Raw genomic sequence first — 19,440 nt, 5'->3', positions numbered from 1 at the left:
GTCGTGCTGGAGATCGTTTAAAACAGCTAGCAAGCAATCGAGTTGTCCGTGATGCGTTTAAGCAATCGGTCCATCGCGCGATAGCCAAGGGCTTCTGAAATATGCTGCCGCTCAATGTTTTGGCTGGCTTGTAAGTCAGCGATGGTTCGCGCCACTTTGATGATGCGGTGATAAGCGCGAATCGACAGCCCGAGTCGGTGCAATGCGTTTTCCAAAAACTCGGCGTCGCTTCGGCTTAGCGGGCAATGTACATCGATATCGCGGCTTCCTAGTAAAGCATTCGCCATGCCATTTCTATCTAGCATCCTCTGTCTAGCGTCAGCGACTCGCTGCTTGACGACATCGGTTGTCTCGCCGCGATCGCCGCCCTCGGAAAGCGTGCCTTTAGGTAGAGCAGGTATCTCAATCGACATGTCAAAACGATCAAGTAGCGGACCGGATAAACGACTTAAATAACGCAGCATATGTTGTGGATTAACACGGGCTTGATTGCCCTCATAGTAGCCTGTAGGGCTGGGATTGAGCGCGCCGACTAGCTGAAATCGGGCAGGAAAACGGGTTTTACCTTGTGCACGAGAGATGATGATTTCACCAGATTCTAACGGTTGCCTTAAAGAATCAAGCACTTTGCGTTCAAATTCGGGTAATTCGTCAAGAAACAACAGGCCATTGTGCGCTAGAGAAATTTCGCCTGGCCTAGGCACCGTCCCACCACCAACTAACGCCGCCATCGAACTCGAATGGTGTGGTGAGCGAAAAGGCCTTTGCTTCCAATTATTATGATTAATCTCCTGTTGAGTCAGCGAAGCGATAGAGGCCGTTTCTAGCGCTTCTGCATCACTCATCTCGGGCAGCAAATCACACAATCTTGAAGCCAGCATGGTTTTGCCAGTGCCTGGTGGGCCCAAAAACAACACATTGTGATTACCAGCTGCTGCAATTTCTAGTGCTCGCTTGCCCTGCTGCTGGCCAATAATATCGCGCAGATCTCTGCTTTCCTTAGTGGTTTGCTCATTGGCTTGAGTCTGAAATAAGTCCAAGGGTTGTTGGCCGCATAAATCTGCACACACTTCTAGCAAAGTGCGCGCGGACTTATGCTTGTCTTTACCAACCAACGCCGCCTGATCGCCATTTTGTTGAGGCACCACTAAACTTCGACCAACGTGGTTGGCGGCCAATGCCGCAGGTAACACACCCTTCACAGGCCTCAGCTCTCCAGATAACGCCAGCTCTCCGACAAACTCTTTTTTCTCAATCATGGTCGATGAAATTTGTTCAGAAGCAATCAAAATACCCAACGCGATCGGCAAATCGAATCGACCACCTTCTTTAGGTAGATCGGCGGGCGCCAAGTTGACCGTAATGCGTTTAGCGGGAAACTCAAAACGCGAGTTAATGATCGCGCTGCGCACCCTATCTCTTGATTCTTTCACTGTCGTTTCAGGCAAACCGACCAAACAAAAGCCTGGCATACCATTACTAATATGCACTTCTACTGTTACTTGTGGAGATTCAACGCCAATACAAGCTCGGCTATAAATTACTGATAATGCCATCCCTACTCTCTTTTTATGCTGTATGTTGATTTCGTAACCTAACGCTTATGTATCCACCACATACAGCGCTATGTATTGGTATACAGGAGAAACCGTACACTTGATGATGAAAAAAGAATGAATTTTTACTTGTCAACCAACAGAAATCTGTGTTACCACTAAAGACATAGAGTTTGAAACTCACAATTTGCACAATTACAGAATTAAAAATGAACTTACTCGCTCGCATTAACACTGCTGTTCTCCTGATTATCGTGGTCATTATTAGCACCGCGCGGGGGCGAGTGGGCGAAAGATAACCACAAGATTGCAAAAACCCCCGCACTGAAAAGTCCGGGGGTTTTTTTATAACTAAATTTTAACGGGAATAGGACTGTCGCGGCTTTGGTAATCAACACAACTATAATCAAGCTAGCGACAAAACGGGAGCAAACATGACATCAAGCACACACAGTGACACCACTAGGCGAAGAGGAGCATACCAATGAAGGGAGCCGAACTTGTCGTCGCAGCATTAAAACAACACGGAATCAACACGGTTTTCGGTTACCCAGGTGGAGCCATCATGCCGATTTACGACGCGCTTTATGATGGTGAGGTGGAACACATCCTTTGCCGCCACGAACAAGGCGCAGCCATGGCGGCCATTGGCCTAGCTCGGGCTACGCAGCAAGTGGGCGTATGCATGGCAACATCCGGGCCTGGCGCTACCAACCTAGTCACAGGCCTAGCCGATGCCTTTCTAGACTCTATTCCTTTGGTGGCGATTACAGGTCAAGTTGCCACCTCTCATATCGGTACCGATGCGTTCCAAGAAATGGATGTGATTGGGATGTCGCTCTCTTGCACCAAACACAGTTATCTGGTCACCGATGTCAATGAGCTTGCTGCCACCCTTGCCGAAGCATTTGAAGTCGCTCAATCGGGTAGGCCTGGCCCTGTGATTGTCGATATCGCCAAGGACGTTCAACTTGCCGATGTGCCTGACCCCAGCTTGCCTTCCTTTGATGCTCCTGCTATGCCTGTGCCGAGCGATAGTGACTTTGAAATAGCCCAGCAGGTGTTGTCGCAAAGTTCACGCCCCGTATTGTACGTCGGTGGTGGCGTACAACTGGCGAAAGCCACTGAATCTGTGCGTGAGTTTTTAAGACTCAACCCCATGCCCTGTGTTAGCACGTTAAAAGGCTTAGGTACGATTGAACGCCATGACCCTCACTATCTTGGCATGCTAGGTATGCATGGCACCAAAGCGGCCAACTTAGTGGTACAAGAAAGTGATTTGCTCATTGTCATCGGCGCTCGATTTGACGACAGAGTGACCGGAAAACTGGACACCTTCGCGCCGAACGCTAAGGTCATTCATATTGATATTGATGCTGCTGAAATCAACAAGCTTCGTCACGCACATGCACCGCTGCGTGGCAACATCAATACCATCTTACCTAAGCTAGAACTTAGCCATGATATCTCACCATGGGTTCACCATTGTGAAAGCCTAAGAAGTGCGTTCAAGTGGCGTTACGATCATCCTGGCGAGCTTATTTTCGCCCCTTTGCTACTCAAACAATTGTCCGACATGATGCCAGACAGCAGCATGGTTTCTACCGATGTGGGCCAGCATCAAATGTGGGCTGCACAACACATCCAGCCAAGAAACCCACAAAACTTTATTACCTCTGCAGGGCTTGGCACCATGGGATTTGGTTTACCCGCCGCAATGGGTGCCGCCGTTGGGCGACCAGAAGACCAATCGATCCTCATTTCCGGTGATGGTTCCTTCATGATGAATGTTCAAGAATTAGGTACTTTGAAACGCCGTCAAATTCCAGTAAAGATTGTGTTGCTAAATAACCAACGTCTTGGCATGGTTCGTCAGTGGCAATCTCTGTTCTTTGATGGTCGTCATAGCGAGACCATCTTAGACGATAACCCTGATTTCGTTACTTTAGCCAAAGCTTTTGATATTCCGGGTAAAACGATCACTAGAAAAGAAGAGGTCGAACCTGCTTTGCAAGAAATGTTAGCCAGCAAAACCTCTTATTTACTGCATGTATTGATTGATGAAGAAGAAAATGTATGGCCTTTGGTACCACCAGGTGCCTCAAACAATGACATGTTAGAAAATACCTAGGAGAGACCAATGGACAGATATTTAATCGACATCAAAGCGCAAGACAAACCCGTATTGGTCGAGCGCATCTTACGTGTCATTCGTCATCGCGGCTTTATCATCAAGCAGATAGCTGCAACACAAAATCATGAAAGTAAGGTTGCCAGCGTTGAAATTATTGTCGACAGTGACCGTCCGATTTCATTTTTGATAAATCAAATTGAAAAACTTTGGGACGTTCGTACAGTCGAAGTAACCGCAATCCATAACAACGAACTACCCAACAACAATCTCCAACAACATATTTGTGCTTAATAAAGGAAAATAACAAATGGCTAAGAAAACAGCAGACTACATCTGGTTCAACGGTGAAATGGTTCCATGGGAAGAAGCAAACGTCCACGTATTGACGCATGCGATGCATTATGGAACTTCTGTGTTTGAAGGAGTACGTTGCTATGATACGCCCAAAGGGCCTATTGTTTTCCGCCATCGAGAGCACGCACAGCGCCTACACAATTCCGCTAAGATCTATCGCTTCCCTATTCCTTATTCCGTTGAAGAAATCATGGAAGCGACCAGAGAAACCATCCGCGCTAACAAACTCAGCTCTGCTTATATTCGCCCACTCGGTTTTGTCGGCAATGTCGGCCTAGGAGTATGTCCACCAGCCGATACCAATATGGACGTCATCATCGCAGCGTTCCCGTGGGGTGCCTATCTTGGTGAAGAAGCATTGGAAAACGGTGTTGATGCCATGATTTCAAGCTGGAATCGCGCCGCACCAAATACCATCCCAACCGCGGCCAAGGCTGGTGGTAACTATTTATCGTCTCTATTGGTAGGCGGTGAGGCAAGACGCCATGGCTACGATGAAGGTATTGCGCTTAGCGTCGATGGGTATTTATCAGAAGGTGCTGGAGAAAACATCTTTGTCATCAAAGACGGTTTGATTACAACCCCTCCCGCCACCAGCGCTATCTTACCTGGTATTACCCGAGACACCATCATGACTATCGCTAAAGACAAAGGCTACCGAGTAGAAGAAGCCAACATCGCGAGAGAAGCCTTATATCTTGCTGATGAGATTTTCATGACGGGTACCGCTGCTGAAATCGTTCCGGTTCGCAGCATAGATAAAATTGAAGTGGGCTCAGGCAAGCGTGGTCCTATCACCGAGGAGCTCCAGTCTGCCTATTTTGGACTATTTAATGGAAGCACTGAAGACAAATGGGGCTGGCTAGATTATGTCTATCCAGACCGAGCATAAAACGTATAAGGATAAAAATACAATGCCGAAGTATCGTTCTGCAACCACAACACATGGCCGTAACATGGCAGGGGCTCGCGCTTTATGGCGAGCCACTGGCATCAAAGATGAAGATTTTGGCAAACCTATCATTGCGGTTGTCAATTCCTTCACCCAATTTGTACCTGGCCACGTACATTTAAAAGACTTAGGGCAACTTGTTGCTAAAGAAATTGAACAAGCGGGTGGCATTGCAAAAGAGTTCAACACCATCGCCGTCGATGATGGCATCGCTATGGGACACGGGGGGATGCTGTATTCACTCCCGTCACGCGAGCTGATTGCCGACTCTGTTGAATATATGGTCAACGCGCATTGCGCCGATGCCATGGTGTGTATTTCCAACTGTGACAAAATCACTCCCGGAATGCTCATGGCTTCCATGCGCCTTAACATCCCGGTGATTTTTGTTTCCGGCGGCCCCATGGAGGCAGGTAAGACTAAACTGTCCGATCAAATCATTAAACTTGATTTAGTCGATGCCATGATGAAAAGTGCCGATCCGACGGTTTCTGATGAACAAAGTGAACAAATTGAACGTTCTGCGTGCCCAACCTGCGGCTCGTGCTCTGGAATGTTCACCGCCAATTCAATGAACTGTCTAACCGAAGCACTTGGCCTTTCTCAGCCAGGTAACGGTTCAATGCTCGCCACTCACGCCGATCGCAAACAACTGTTTGTTAACGCGGGTAAACGTATTGTTGAGCTGACAAAACGATACTACGAACAAGATGACTCAACGGCCCTACCACGCAATATCGCTTGTAAAGCGGCCTTTGAAAACGCCATGGCGCTGGATATTGCGATGGGCGGTTCGACCAATACCGTGCTTCATCTACTTGCCGCAGCTCAAGAAGGCGAAATCGATTTTGATATGGGAGACATTGATCGCATGTCTCGCCAAGTGCCGCACCTTTGCAAAGTGGCACCATCGACGCCGAAATATCACATGGAAGATGTACACCGTGCTGGGGGCGTTATCGGTATCTTAGCTGAGCTTAATCGCGCAGGTTTGATCAACAATCAAGTGAGTACGGTGTTGGGCTTGACGCTTGATCAACAACTTGCTCAATACGATATTAAGCAAACTGACTCAAGCGAGGTCAAAGCCTTTTATCGAGCAGGCCCAGCAGGTATCCGCACTACTGAAGCATTCTCACAAGATTGTCGCTGGGACTCACTGGATGACGATCGCCAAGAAGGCTGCATTCGAGAAAAATCTCACGCTTACAGTCAAGACGGCGGACTTGCGGTACTCAAAGGCAATATCGCCTTAGATGGCTGCATCGTCAAAACTGCGGGTGTTGATGAAAGTATCCTCAAGTTCCAAGGCCCAGCGGTTGTCTTTGAGAGCCAAGAAGATGCCGTAGACGGCATTCTTAGTGGTGCGGTAAAAGCGGGCGATGTCGTCGTTATACGCTATGAAGGACCAAAAGGTGGTCCAGGCATGCAAGAGATGCTGTATCCAACTACCTACCTAAAATCCATGGGATTGGGTAAGGAATGTGCACTACTTACCGATGGTCGCTTCTCAGGTGGCACCTCAGGTCTTTCCATTGGCCACGTTTCTCCAGAAGCGGCCAATGGTGGCACAATTGGCCTAGTTGAGCCTGGCGATACCATTACCATCGATATTCCTAACCGTACTATTGAGTTAGACGTCAGCAAACAAGAGCTAAACGCTCGACGCGAAGCGAAAGACGCGCAAGGCTGGAAGCCTGTCGATCGCCAACGTGAAGTGTCATTCGCGTTAAAAGCGTATGCAAGCATGGCAACCAGTGCAGATAAAGGTGCCGTAAGGGATAAATCATTGCTCGAGGGCTAGTATGACTTTGACCAAACAAACTGGCGCAGATTATCTGCGCCAAATTCTCAGGGCCCCGGTATACGAAGTTGCGGTGGTCACACCATTGCAAGACATGCCTCGGCTTTCAGAAAGAATCGGCAACCAAGTACAGCTCAAGCGCGAAGACCGCCAACCCGTGCATTCATTCAAGCTGCGCGGCGCGTACAACATGGTGTCTAATTTATCTGAGTCGCAAAAATCGGCTGGCGTAATAGCGGCCTCAGCGGGTAACCACGCTCAAGGCATGGCGCTTTCTGGTACTAAATTGGGTGTCAAAACCACCATAGTGATGCCAAACACCACTCCGGATATCAAAGTAGATGCTGTAAGGGGATTTGGCGGCCAAGTTATCTTACATGGCAATAATTTTGATGAAGCGAAAGCAGAAGCGCAGCGCTTAGCCGCGCAACATGGCTACACCTTTGTGCCTCCCTTTGATCACCCCTTGGTCATCGCTGGACAAGGCACCATTGGCATGGAAATGCTGCAGCAAAATGGCCATTTGGACTGCATCTTTGTTCCTGTTGGTGGTGGCGGCTTAGCCGCTGGTGTTGCGGTACTGGTTAAGCAACTGATGCCGGACGTCAAGGTCATCGCGGTGGAGCCGGAAGACTCTTCTTGTCTAAAAGCGGCTTTAGATGCTGGTGAACCCGTCGTGCTCGATCAAATCAGCATGTTTGCCGATGGCGTTGCAGTCAAACAAATTGGCCATGAGACGTTTCGTCTGTGCCAAGAGTATATCGACGGGCACGTTAGCGTTAGCAGCGATGAAATTTGCTCAGCGGTAAAAGATATTTTTGAAGACACTCGCGCGATTGCTGAGCCCTCTGGTGCGTTAGCTCTGGCTGGCTTAAAAAAATACGCTGAAGTTAACCAGCTGCGTGACAAGAAGCTTGGCACGATTTTATCGGGCGCCAACACTAACTTTCATGGCTTACGTTATATTTCTGAGCGTTCGGAGTTGGGTGAGAAACGAGAAGGTTTACTTGCCGTCACCATCCCAGAGCGTCAAGGCGCATTTTTTGAGTTCTGCAACTTGATTGGCGGAAGAGCCGTCACTGAGTTCAATTACCGATTTGGCGATGAGTCGCTCGCCAATATTTTTGTTGGCGTACGCCTGCAAGACGGCCAAGAAGAGCTTGACAGCATCATTCAAGACTTGCGTGATGGCGGGTATCCCGTTGTGGACTTATCCGATGATGAAATGGCCAAACTGCACATCCGCTATATGATTGGTGGCAGACCATCCAAACCACTGCAAGAAAGACTGTATAGCTTTGAGTTTCCTGAATACCCTGGCGCATTGCTGAATTTTCTTAGCACGCTGGGTACTCATTGGAACATCAGTTTATTCAATTACCGCAACCACGGTGCCGACTATGGCCGAGTCTTGTGTGGTTTTGAGTTACAAGAGTCTGACTTGGCCCGATTTTCAGCCCATTTGCGCGAGTTGGGATACCAGTGCAAAGATGAAACCGACAACCCTTCCTATCAGTTTTTTCTGTCTTAATCTTGCTCAACCTGATGACCAGTCCATCGGCTGGTCATCATCCCAATGATTGATATTGTTCTATATTATCTTCTTCGCCATAGTGCTATGGTTGCACTTTCACAGAGCACACGCATACTTTCGTATCATTTTTCTTTCGGAGCCAGCCATGTTTAATGCTTTAGTTCTTAATCAAATCGAGAAAAAAACCGTTGCACAAATCGAACCCTTAGATGAGTCTCGCCTTCCTGAAGGCGACGTCCTAATTGATGTCGATTATTCTTCTCTCAATTACAAAGATGGTTTGGCCATTACCGGAAAAGGCAAAATTATCCGTAACTTCCCTATGGTGCCCGGCATCGATCTCGCTGGACGAGTCCTTTCTTCTGATGACGCTCGCTACAAGCAGGGTGATGAAGTCGTGCTAACTGGCTGGGGAGTGGGAGAAAATCACTGGGGCGGAATGGCGCAAAAAGCACGCCTAAAAGCGGATTGGTTAGTACCACTACCTAAAGGGTTAGACAGCAAAAAGGCCATGATGGTTGGTACCGCAGGCTTTACCGCCATGCTATGCGTGCAAGCCTTGCTTGATTCTGAGATCACCCCACAGTCAGGTGAAATTTTGGTGACGGGTGCCAGTGGTGGTGTCGGCTCTGTCGCGATTTGTTTACTGGCGAAACTCGGCTACCAAGTCGCGGCCGTAACAGGGCGCATCGAACAAAATGGCCCACTACTAAAAGAGCTCGGTGCAACGCGCGTTATTGACCGCACAGAGTTCGAAGAGCCTAGCCGCCCACTGGAAAAGCAGATCTGGGCAGGAGCTATCGATACCGTTGGCAGCAAAGTGCTGGCCAAAGTGCTAGCACAAATGGACTACAACAGCACGGTTGCTGCATGCGGTCTTGCTGGAGGCTTTGATCTACCCACCACCGTCATGCCATTTATTTTGCGAAATGTTCGCTTGCAAGGTATCGATTCTGTTTCTTGCCCCTCAGAAAAACGTATTCAGGCATGGCAGTCCTTATCTGAGCTGCTACCAGCCAGTTATTTTGAGCAGGCATGTACCGAAATAAGCCTCAATGAAGCGGCAAAATACGCCGAGGACATCACCAATGGACAGGTGACTGGTCGCGTGGTGATAAAACTATAAGCACCATTCAAGGCCAATAGCTAAGGCTTTGGTGCCTTAGCTTACATACTTACTAGGCTTGGCTGCATGACAAAAGGATGAAAAAAATCCCGCCTTTCAGCGGGGAAGCCCAAGAAAAATGGGGATAGTGTCGGAATGTGTTCGTTCTAATGGTCGTGAGGTTCTTCGCGCCAGCGAAATCTTTCAAGCCAGATCCCTACAATGGATGCACTCAAACCTATGACTGGCAGCCACGAAACGTTGGCCGTTGTTCGAAAGACCAAGGCACAAGCTGCGACCACACAGAGGACAGAATAAATCGTCAACCTATCTCTTGCCGTCAACATGTGCGCCTTAGACTCAATGTTACTAACTTGTTAATTACGTTAAAGGAAAAAGATCACTTTGCCAAGAGGTGATTGAATATTTTTTTACTCCCTGTATCCTCTATATTTTATAAAATTGAACACAGATTACATTTATGGCGCTGAACTCAGAACTTGCTACCCACACTCTTGAAGCGGAAGGCTTGCGCTGCCCGGAACCTGTGATGATGGTGAGAAAGCTCATCAGGCAAATGAAAGATGGTGAAGTGCTGTTAGTGAACGCTGACGACCCATCGACCACTCGTGATATACCGAGTTTCTGTCGCTTTATGGATCATCAGCTGATTGATTCTCAAACCAATGAGCTGCCTTATCAATACCTCATTCGAAAAGGCACAGAATAACCAGAGATGCCCGACGTCACTCTTCCTGTGAGTGACTTTGCTGTTTTAACTGATCCACTTGTTGTTTTAAATTTCTCAGCTCTTTATGCATTGGAATAATATGAGCAACACGTATCCACGACTCAGCCATCAGTGCCGACATAAGAATCGCACCGACCACCATGGGCAGCCAAAGATCTGTTAGGCCCATACCTAAGACGGTTAAAACAAAACCAAAAGTAAACAAATAGCTTTGGTTTTTTGCTGTCATGCCAGTATAACGTGTAAGCATGGTGTCGCCCTCATTCGCCAATCTTCTGTCACCAGATTAGCATGGCTGATGACGGGTAAATTTGCCAATGATCAAACAGGCTGCCAATTGCTGCAAAGATGCTACAAATCTGGCAGCCACCCAGCCGGTTATAGCGACATCCAAGCCAGAATGGCCATGATGACAAACGCCACTGCGGTTATCTTCCTTACCAGTGACATAGGGATTTTATCTGCGGACAGCTGTCCAAGGAGTATGACTGGCACATTCGCCAGCATCATGCCAATGGTTGTTCCCAAAACAACCCAGCCCAATGCATGAGAATATTGTGCGCCTAAAATCGATGTCGCTATCTGAGTTTTATCACCAATTTCAGCAATAGAAAACGCAATAAAGCTGGCTAAAAAGGGGCCCCGGCTGGAAAACGATTGTTGGTCTTCCAGCTTATCTGGGAAGAGTACCCACAATGCCATGGACGCAAAACTCAGCACCACCAGCCACTTTAATACCGTGGGGGACAAAAAGTCAGCCAGAACCACACCAAACCATGCCGCAACAAAGTGGTTGAGAAGGGTCGCCGTAAAAATTCCAAGGATAATACTTAGCGGTTTTCGATAGCGGCTAATCAGCAATAACGACAAAAGTTGCGTTTTATCGCCAATTTCAGCCAAGGCTATACTGGTTATAGATGTTGCTAGAACACTCACATTAAGCTCAGTGAGGCTGGGGTTTATTATATTTAAACCATAGACAAACGCCGCGCCCCTGCCTCGGTTCACGATGCTTGTCTAAGGTCTTGCTAAACTAAAAAGGCTTCTAGTCTCGAACGCCATGGTGATTGGGCACCAATTATGTTGACGGACGAAGTTAACACAGTGAAATGAGTTAACTAAGCTACTCCCCAAAGACGGGCAAATTCTAGTCAAACCGATCGCTAAAAGCAAGTCAGTCAATAAGCAAAACACCACCTTTCCTCAGGTCAGAAGCACTATTTTCCAGTTAGTTTATTAATTAAGCATGATTACCCCTACTCGGCCACGCGATATATAGGTATACTGGGCCGCTATTTTTATCGAATTATTTATCAATTTCGCGCGAACCTGACTATGCAAAAATACGATATCAAAACTTTCCAGGGAATGATCCTCGCGCTGCAGGATTATTGGGCTCAAAATGGCTGTACCATAGTTCAGCCGCTGGACATGGAAGTGGGTGCCGGCACGTCTCACCCTATGACTTGCCTTCGAGCACTTGGTCCAGAACCAATGTCGACGGCTTACGTTCAACCCTCTCGTCGTCCGACTGATGGACGTTATGGTGAGAACCCAAACCGTCTACAGCACTACTACCAGTTTCAAGTGGCGTTAAAGCCATCTCCGGACAATATTCAAGAGCTGTATTTAGGATCACTGGAAGTACTTGGTGTCGACCCATTAGTTCACGATATTCGATTTGTTGAAGACAACTGGGAAAATCCAACATTAGGCGCTTGGGGTCTAGGATGGGAAGTGTGGTTAAACGGGATGGAAATCACCCAATTTACCTACTTCCAACAAGTCGGTGGTCTTGAGTGTAAGCCAGTAACGGGTGAAATCACATATGGTATCGAGCGTCTTGCTATGTACATCCAAGAAGTCGATTCTGTGTACGATCTGGTTTGGAATATTGCCCCAGATGGCAGCAAAGTGACTTATGGCGATATTTTCCACCAAAACGAAGTTGAGCAATCCACCTATAACTTCGAACATGCAGATGTGGACTTCCTATTTGGCTTTTTTGATCAGTGCGAAAAAGAGACCAAAGCCTTACTTGAGCTTGAAAAGCCACTTCCGCTTCCTGCATACGAGCGTATTTTAAAAGCAGGCCATGCCTTCAACCTACTTGATGCACGCAAAGCTATTTCAGTTACCGAGCGTCAGCGTTACATCCTGCGTATTCGTAACCTAACCAAAGCGGTTGCGCAAGCGTACTACGCGTCACGAGAAGCACTTGGCTTCCCAATGTGTAAAAAGGATGAGGAGAAGTAATCATGGCAAAGAATTTTTTAATTGAACTGGGCACCGAAGAGCTGCCACCAACACAGCTACGCACCTTAGCTGAAGCGTTTGCGGCCAACTTTGAAGCTGAGTTAAAAAGCGCGGAGCTTGATCACCAAGGTGTGAAGTGGTTTGCCGCTCCTCGCCGTTTAGCCCTTAAAGTCTCGGCTCTAGCAGAAGGTCAAGCCGATAAGACAGTAGAAAAACGTGGCCCTGCGATTTCGGTTGCGTTCGACGCTGAAGGCAATGCCACCAAGGCCGCGCAAGGCTGGGCACGTGGCAATGGCATTACCGTTGACCAAGCTGAGCGTCTGACCACAGACCAAGGCGAGTGGTTGCTGTTCAAACAAGAAGTCAAAGGTAAGCCGACTTCAGATATCGTCGTTGACCTAGCCGCCAAAGCTTTGGCCAACCTGCCAATCGCAAAACCCATGCGTTGGGGTAACAAAACCACCCAGTTCATCCGCCCAGTAAAAACCCTCACCATCTTGATGGGTGATGAACTGATCGCAGGCGAAATCCTAGGCGTACAATCGAACCGTACCATTCGCGGCCACCGCTTTATGGGCGAACAAGAGTTCACCATTGAGTCGGCTGATCAGTACCCAGACATTCTGGCTGAGCGTGGCAAAGTCATCGCCGACTATGAAGCGCGTAAAGCTATCATCTTGGCTGATGCGCAAAAAGCCGCCACGCAAGTGGGTGGCACCGCGGATCTAGAAGACGATCTGGTTGAAGAAGTCACATCTTTGGTTGAATGGCCAGTGGTATTGACGGCTAAATTTGAGCAAGAGTTCTTGAAAGTGCCTTCAGAAGCATTGGTTTACACCATGAAGGGCGATCAAAAGTACTTCCCAGTTTACGACGATAATAAAAACCTACTGCCTAACTTTATTTTCGTCTCCAACATCGAATCTAAAGAACCAAGATACGTCATTGAAGGCAACGAAAAAGTGGTTCGCCCACGTCTAGCCGATGCAGAGTTTTTCTTCAATACTGACCGTAAACGTCCGTTAGTGGATCGCCTACCTGAGCTAGAAACGGCTATCTTCCAAAAACAACTTGGTACGATTAAAGATAAAACCGACCGCATCACTGAGCTGGCGGGCTATATTGCGGACAAGATTGGCGCTGATGTTGAAAAATCAAAGCGCGCTGCGCTGCTAGCAAAGTGTGATTTGATGACATCTATGGTGTTTGAGTTCACCGATACCCAAGGTGTTATGGGCATGCATTATGCTCGCCACGACGGTGAGGACGAGCAGGTTGCACTGGCTCTGAACGAGCAATACATGCCTCGTTTTGCTGGTGACGAGCTACCAAGCAATGGCATCTCATCTGCTGTTGCCATGGCCGATAAGCTGGACACCATCGTTGGCATTTTTGGCATAGGTCAAGCGCCGAAAGGCAGTGACCCATTTGCTCTGCGCCGCGCCTCGCTCGGTGTACTGCGCATTATTGTAGAAAACGGCTACCAACTGGATTTAACCGACCTGATAAGCAAAGCTAAATCACTGTTTGGCGATAAGCTAACCAATGCTAACGTTGAATCAGATGTGATTGAGTTTATGCTTGGCCGCTTTAGGGCTTGGTATCAAGATGCTGGCTTTAGCATTGATATCATCCAAGCGGTACTGGCTCGTCATCCAACTAAACCGTCTGACTTCGATCAACGTGTTAAAGCGGTCTCTCACTTCCGAGGTTTAGATGAAGCAGAATCGCTTGCGGCCGCGAACAAACGTGTTGGTAATATTTTGGCCAAATTCTCTGGCGAGCTAGCTGAAGAAATCGACTTGTCATTGCTGCAAGAAGACGCCGAAAAAACACTGGCTGAAAATGTTGAAGTCCTAGCGGAAGCTTTAGAGCCCGCATTTGCAACGGGTAACTACCAGCAAGCCTTGAGCCAGTTAGCAGCACTACGAGAGCCAGTCGATGCATTCTTCGACAATGTCATGGTGATGGTAGAAGATGAGGCATTAAAACTTAATCGTCTCACCTTGCTTAACAAGTTGCGCAACCTTTTCCTCAAAGTTGCCGACATTTCGCTGTTACAAAAGTAGCTTCAAGCTCACAATTTGCCCAAAACAAACCCAGCTGACAAAGCTGGGTTTTTTTATCGAAATTAAACAATAATGACTATGAAGCTCAATTGCATTGCGGTATGTTCAATGGTTCATAAATTTTGGCTTTGCTATTTGTACCGTGCACCTGCCCCTTCAGGTTGCCTAGAGTTTTCTAATTACTACAACAGTGGGTAAAGTAAATAATGCAATTTTCTAACTTTGGTGAAAAATTCAATCGATATTCTGGTATTACGCAACTAATGGATGATTTAAATGATGGACTCCGCACTCCAGGCGCCATCATGCTCGGAGGCGGTAACCCAGCCGCAATACCTGAAATGCTCGAATATTTTCGCCAAGTCAGTGAAGAAATGTTGCAAAATGGCGACCTAATTGCCTCGATTACCAACTATGATGGACCACAAGGTAAAAATACCTTTATCAAATCGCTAGCCGCGTTACTGAAAGAAAACTATGGTTGGGACATCAGTGAAAAAAACATTACCTTAACCAACGGTAGCCAAAGTGGCTTTTTCTACCTTTTCAATCTGTTGGCTGGTAAGCAAGCTGACGGCTCGAACAAACGCATTCTTTTGCCCCTCGCGCCAGAATATATCGGTTATGCCGATGCAGGCGTTGCGGATGATATCTTTGTCTCTTATAACCCAGAAATCGAGCTACTTGAAAATCGACAGTTTAAATATCATGTCGATTTTGAAAAAATCGCCATCGATGATTCTATTGCCGCTATTTGTGCATCCCGCCCGACCAACCCGACGGGCAATGTGTTAACCGATCTCGAAGTTCAGAAGCTGGATAAGCTGGCACGCGCCAACAACATTCCTCTCATTATCGATAATGCCTATGGCGTGCCTTTCCCGGGAATTATTTTCGAAGACGTCAAACCATTTTGGAATGAAAACACCATTCTATGTAAAAGCCTTTCTAAACTTGGCCTACCAGGACTACGCTGTGGCATCATCATTGCCAATGAAGAGATCACCAAAGCACTGACCAACCTAAACGGGGTGATTAGCTTAGCCCCAGGCAGCATGGGACCGGCAATTGCGAACCATATGATCCAAAAAGGCGACTTGCTTAAAATGAGCCGAGAGGTCATTAAACCTTTCTACAAAAATAAGTCTCAGCAGGCAGTAGAGTGGTTACAAAATGCCATCCCAGATGAGCGCTTTAGAATTCACAAACCGGAAGGTGCGATGTTTCTTTGGCTTTGGTTTAAGGACTTGCCCATTACCACTATGGAGCTTTATCAGCGCTTAAAAGCCAGAGGAGTGTTGATCGTACCCGGAGAATATTTCTTCTTTGGCCAACAAGATGACTGGCAACATGGCCATCAGTGTTTGCGAATGAACTATGTTCAACCGGAAGATACGATGAAAAAAGGCATAGGGATCATTGCGCAAGAGATTGAAAAAGCATTTGCAGAAAGCTAGTCACTCACTTTCCATGCCGTACATGTTAAAAGAGCGCTAAATAGCGCTCTTTCTCTACCTTTCACAACTATTGATTAGCTGTTTTCTATCAGCTTACTGCCGTTAATCGCAATTTTACGTGGCTTCATCGCTTCTGGAATTTCACGCTCTAAATCAACATGAAGAAGACCGTTTTCCATTTCAGCGCCGATGACTTTTACATAGTCGGCCAGCTGGAACTTACGTTCAAAATCGCGCTCAGCAATACCTTGATAGACATAGTTCTTTTCTTCTGCGGCTTTTTGCTCTCCACGAACCACTAACATATTTTCTTTTTGAGTGATTTCAAGCTGATCTTCAGCAAAACCTGCAACCGCCATAGTAATACGGTACTTGTTTTCATCTTGCTGTTCGATGTTGTATGGAGGGTAACCCGAAGAACCGTTCTTGCTGTTGTTGGCTTCCATCAAATTAAACAGACGGTCAAAACCAATCGCATTACGGTATAAAGGTGAGAAATCTAAATTACGCATAGTACTATCCTCTTTAATAAGCAATAGCGTCGCCAGTTGTTGGCGAGCACGTTCATCTCAACTCCACGGCTCTAGCTTGGGACGTAAGAGTGAACGAGTTTTCAAATTTGCCAAGCTTTGCTTCCTCTACATGAGCGAAACTTGTTTGGCGCGGGTCAGAGGCCCTGTTGGCATCCTCTTCATAACTAGATATAGGGGCAATAAATTGATAATCAAGGGCGCTGGAAAATTTTTCTGCACTCCTTCAAGCTGCTATCCAACCAAGCGATATGGATATTATTTCCCGACAAATGAACATCAGCGCATATCCATTTTATGTTAGCATCCATGGCTAAAACGTTCTTGCAGAACAATGCAATGTAAAAGCGCTCTCTATGCAATATCAAACTATTAGCAGCATTTGTCATCATACTATTGAGGTATTTAATGGCTAACCTCCCTCCCCATTCATTTGTGATGATGGCAGGCATTAGCCTAGTCCTCATCATCGGCACCCTAATTTACCTATTTTTGTCTCACCGCAATAAGGATAAAGATTACACTGAGCTGAAACTACGAATCCGCTCCTGGTGGTGGATGATAGCCATACTCTTTATTGCACTTGCTTTGCCTAAATCCTTCACGCTGGTATTTATTGCCATTTTGAGCTTCATGGCACTGAAAGAATTTCTCTCTATCGTGCCGATACGCATCGCTGATAGACGGGTGATATTTTGGGCCTATCTGTGCATACCGCTTCAGTATTACTGGGTCTCCATCGGTTGGTACGGCATGTTTATCATTTTTATCCCAGTCTACATGTTTTTATATTTACCTATGGTGGCCGTACTCGTTGGCGAGACTAAAGGATTTATTCGCTCTGCTGGTATTATTCATTGGGCATTGATGCTCACGGTTTTTTGCGTAAGTCACATGGCTTATCTATTAACGCTGCCAAGTCTTAATCTTCAAGCTGGCTCCGTGGGCATGATTCTGTTTTTGTTGAGTGCCACCCAATTTAACGACGTGTGCCAATATGTATGGGGCAAGTGCTTTGGTAAGCATAAGATTGTGCCAAAAGTTAGCCCGAACAAAACCTGGCAAGGCTTTATTGGTGGCGCTGCTACTACCACAATACTGAGCTACTTTGTTGCCCCATACTTGACTCCGCTATCGGCCAATCAAGGTTTACTCGCCGGGCTTATCATCGCCTTTAGTGGCTTTATTGGTGATTTAGTCATGTCATCGGTCAAGCGCGATCTAAAAATAAAAGACACCAGCCAATTGATACCAGGCCATGGTGGCATACTCGATCGCATGGACAGTTTGATGTTTACCACTCCATTGTTTTTCCACTTTATCTACTATCTCCACTACTAGGGTATAAGGATGAACATGTTAAAAATCGCATTTATTGTCTTGTTTGTTCGACCATTAGTTTTGATTGGCTTAGGTCTCAATATTATCAACCGAGAGCGCCTGCCAACTCAGGGGCCAATGGTCATTGCCGCAAATCACAACAGTCACCTTGATACCTTGGTTCTGCTGTCTTTGTTTCCACTGGCTATGGTACATAAAGTGAGGCCAGTCGCGGCAGCCGACTATTTTCTGGCGAATAAATTCATGGCTTGGCTTTCCCTTAAAGTGCTGGGCATCATCCCGATTCATCGCTCGCCTAATCCAGCTGAGCGTCACTCTGTGTTTGACCAGTGCCATAAAGCGTTGCAAAACGGAGACATACTTTTAATTTTTCCGGAAGGAAGCCGTGGAAAACCAGAGGTGATGAGCGAGATAAAAAAGGGCATTTATCATCTAGTCAAATCCCATTCAGACTGCCCTGTTCTTCCCGTGGTAATGAGGGGGCTGGGTCTATCATTGCCTAAAGGCACCGCTATGTTGGTACCTTTTAACTGTGACGTCGTTCTCGGCGAGCCAATCAAACGTTTTAACGACGCCGACGATTTTATTCTAACGATGAGCAAAAACTATGCAAAACTGGCCAATGAATGCATTGTCACTCACGCTGACTAAAGGGAAGCCCAACCGATACATGCCAGTAGTGTAACAAGTAATATCACCTGTATTAGCGTGCAAAAAAGCTGAGCTTTTAAAAGCCGCATGGCTCCTTTAAAGCGAGCATCCAGTGACTGGCCTGTTTGGCTCGGCTTTTTTAACCCTAAGGTAGTCAATTGACTATCAAGCGCCTGCAATGACAGCTCTAGGCTAGAGGGTTGTTCAGAGTCAACACAGCGCTGAATACTGGCCGCTACACAAGAAAACAAATCCGCGTCTAGGCTAACTCGAAGCGCATAATATTGCTGAATCAGCCCGGTAATAACGATAATAAACCAGCCAATCAGCTGGCCATTATGGGGTTATGCGCACATTTCAGCGAAAAGTCCAAAGTGACGCTCTAGCCCTTACGTGGCATGGGCTAGAGAGAAAAAAAGGGGGTAAGCTAAGCAACTTGATTTAAGGCTACTTCTTCATTGACTAACGACTCAACATTTTCCAATAACTTTTCTAATACGATATTGTTCTTGTTAGTACCAAACGTATAGTGACCAGCCAACTGAATATGTCTCCAAGCGACCGGAGATAAATGAGTGAGCATATCGATGGTTTGTTGATTGTTATCTGCCTCAAATTTTTCTGCCAAACTAGATAGCAGCGCTGAGTTGTAATAGATAATGCAGTTAGCGATCAAACGAGCGCAGTCATTCCATTGTTCAACTAAATAATCATTACCTCCTCTAAATTGGTTCCCATTGATTGAGGCAATAGCTTTACGTAACTGATGGTACGCTTCTCCACAGTTTAATGCTTGTTGAACGAATTGCCTTAACGTCTTGTTATTTATGCAATTAAGTACATAAAAACATTTCACTAACCGATCATATTCATGAAGTGCTGCAAGTGTTCGGCTGTTTCTTTTGTTGGCTGAAAGCTTTTTAACAATAGTACTTTGTGTGGATGT

General features: G+C 46.7%; 18 protein-coding genes and 1 pseudogene. 12 read left to right on the top strand and 7 right to left on the bottom strand.

The genetic code is table 11. The annotated features are described in order from the left end of the window. Positions 1-26: 26 nt before the first annotated feature. A complete protein-coding gene (locus M9194_RS16330) occupies positions 27-1,556 on the bottom strand; it encodes a YifB family Mg chelatase-like AAA ATPase (RefSeq protein ID WP_250613751.1) in 1,530 nt (509 codons plus the stop codon). 484 nt (positions 1,557-2,040) lie between these two features. On the opposite strand from M9194_RS16330, the gene ilvG reads away from it, so the two are divergent. From ilvG to acuI, 6 genes are all read left to right on the top strand, one after another. Continuing rightward, positions 2,041-3,687, top strand: coding sequence for an acetolactate synthase 2 catalytic subunit (gene ilvG, locus M9194_RS16325; RefSeq protein ID WP_250613750.1), 1,647 nt, complete (start codon positions 2,041-2,043; stop codon positions 3,685-3,687). A 9-nt stretch (positions 3,688-3,696) separates the two neighbouring features. Beyond that, on the top strand, positions 3,697-3,981 hold the full coding sequence (gene ilvM / locus M9194_RS16320; RefSeq protein ID WP_250613749.1) for an acetolactate synthase 2 small subunit: 285 nt from the start codon (positions 3,697-3,699) through the stop codon (positions 3,979-3,981). A gap of 16 nt (positions 3,982-3,997) precedes the next feature. Continuing rightward, complete coding sequence (gene ilvE, locus M9194_RS16315; protein ID WP_250613748.1) at positions 3,998-4,936, top strand: branched-chain-amino-acid transaminase; 939 nt, start codon at positions 3,998-4,000, stop codon at positions 4,934-4,936. Between the two features lie 22 nt (positions 4,937-4,958). Beyond that, positions 4,959-6,800, top strand: a complete 1,842-nt coding sequence (ilvD, locus tag M9194_RS16310; RefSeq protein ID WP_250613747.1) for a dihydroxy-acid dehydratase — start codon at positions 4,959-4,961, stop codon at positions 6,798-6,800. A 1-nt stretch (position 6,801) separates the two neighbouring features. Further along, positions 6,802-8,331, top strand: a complete 1,530-nt coding sequence (ilvA, locus tag M9194_RS16305; RefSeq protein WP_250613746.1) for a threonine ammonia-lyase, biosynthetic — start codon at positions 6,802-6,804, stop codon at positions 8,329-8,331. 148 nt (positions 8,332-8,479) lie between these two features. After that, positions 8,480-9,460: an acrylyl-CoA reductase (NADPH) gene (gene acuI / locus M9194_RS16300; protein ID WP_250613745.1), complete on the top strand. Its 981-nt coding sequence runs from the start codon at positions 8,480-8,482 to the stop codon at positions 9,458-9,460. 146 nt (positions 9,461-9,606) lie between these two features. On the opposite strand, the gene M9194_RS16295 is transcribed toward acuI, so the two are convergent. Continuing rightward, positions 9,607-9,786, bottom strand: coding sequence for a hypothetical protein (locus tag M9194_RS16295; RefSeq protein WP_250613744.1), 180 nt, complete (start codon positions 9,784-9,786; stop codon positions 9,607-9,609). Between the two features lie 134 nt (positions 9,787-9,920). Here M9194_RS16295 and tusA point away from each other — a divergent pair, with 134 nt between their 5' ends. Beyond that, complete coding sequence (gene tusA / locus M9194_RS16290) at positions 9,921-10,169, top strand: sulfurtransferase TusA (protein WP_250613743.1); 249 nt, start codon at positions 9,921-9,923, stop codon at positions 10,167-10,169. A 16-nt stretch (positions 10,170-10,185) separates the two neighbouring features. Here the strand turns inward: tusA and M9194_RS16285 are convergent, their stop codons facing one another. Both M9194_RS16285 and M9194_RS16280 read right to left on the bottom strand, forming a co-directional pair. Further along, on the bottom strand, positions 10,186-10,440 hold the full coding sequence (locus tag M9194_RS16285) for a hypothetical protein (protein ID WP_250613742.1): 255 nt from the start codon (positions 10,438-10,440) through the stop codon (positions 10,186-10,188). Positions 10,441-10,568: 128 nt separating this feature from the next. Continuing rightward, positions 10,569-11,126, bottom strand: a complete 558-nt coding sequence (locus M9194_RS16280; RefSeq protein ID WP_250613772.1) for a TMEM165/GDT1 family protein — start codon at positions 11,124-11,126, stop codon at positions 10,569-10,571. A gap of 399 nt (positions 11,127-11,525) precedes the next feature. On the opposite strand from M9194_RS16280, the gene glyQ reads away from it, so the two are divergent. From glyQ to M9194_RS16265, 3 genes are all read left to right on the top strand, one after another. Further along, positions 11,526-12,446 carry a glycine--tRNA ligase subunit alpha gene (gene glyQ, locus M9194_RS16275; protein ID WP_250613741.1) on the top strand — a complete coding sequence of 307 codons (921 nt, stop codon included), beginning with the start codon at positions 11,526-11,528 and terminating at the stop codon, positions 12,444-12,446. Between the two features lie 2 nt (positions 12,447-12,448). Further along, a complete protein-coding gene (glyS, locus tag M9194_RS16270) occupies positions 12,449-14,515 on the top strand; it encodes a glycine--tRNA ligase subunit beta (RefSeq protein WP_250613740.1) in 2,067 nt (688 codons plus the stop codon). Positions 14,516-14,721: 206 nt separating this feature from the next. Beyond that, a complete protein-coding gene (locus M9194_RS16265) occupies positions 14,722-15,972 on the top strand; it encodes a valine--pyruvate transaminase (protein WP_250613739.1) in 1,251 nt (416 codons plus the stop codon). A 74-nt stretch (positions 15,973-16,046) separates the two neighbouring features. On the opposite strand, the gene M9194_RS16260 is transcribed toward M9194_RS16265, so the two are convergent. Further along, positions 16,047-16,484 (bottom strand): Hsp20 family protein, encoded by a 438-nt coding sequence (locus M9194_RS16260; RefSeq protein ID WP_250613738.1) that lies wholly within the window; start codon positions 16,482-16,484, stop codon positions 16,047-16,049. Between the two features lie 426 nt (positions 16,485-16,910). Between M9194_RS16260 and M9194_RS16255 the strand changes: the two genes are divergently transcribed. Continuing rightward, entirely contained in the window at positions 16,911-17,843 is a 933-nt protein-coding gene (locus M9194_RS16255; RefSeq protein WP_250613737.1) for a phosphatidate cytidylyltransferase, read from the top strand. A 9-nt stretch (positions 17,844-17,852) separates the two neighbouring features. Beyond that, positions 17,853-18,494, top strand: a complete 642-nt coding sequence (locus M9194_RS16250; RefSeq protein WP_250613736.1) for a lysophospholipid acyltransferase family protein — start codon at positions 17,853-17,855, stop codon at positions 18,492-18,494. On the opposite strand, the gene M9194_RS16245 is transcribed toward M9194_RS16250, so the two are convergent. Together M9194_RS16245 and M9194_RS16240 are read right to left on the bottom strand one after the other, a co-directional pair. Then, positions 18,491-18,745 carry a hypothetical protein gene (locus M9194_RS16245; protein ID WP_250613735.1) on the bottom strand — a complete coding sequence of 85 codons (255 nt, stop codon included), beginning with the start codon at positions 18,743-18,745 and terminating at the stop codon, positions 18,491-18,493. The two genes, M9194_RS16250 and M9194_RS16245, sit on opposite strands and share 4 nt — an antisense overlap. Positions 18,746-18,921: 176 nt before the next feature. Next, positions 18,922-19,440 (bottom strand): annotated as a pseudogene (locus M9194_RS16240) (Tn3 family transposase); the annotation flags it as partial.

Origin of the sequence: Vibrio sinus, assembly GCF_023634645.1 — a bacterium.
Taxonomy (GTDB): Bacteria; Pseudomonadota; Gammaproteobacteria; order Enterobacterales; family Vibrionaceae; genus Vibrio; species Vibrio sinus.
This window is presented reverse-complemented; position numbering and strand designations above follow the sequence as displayed.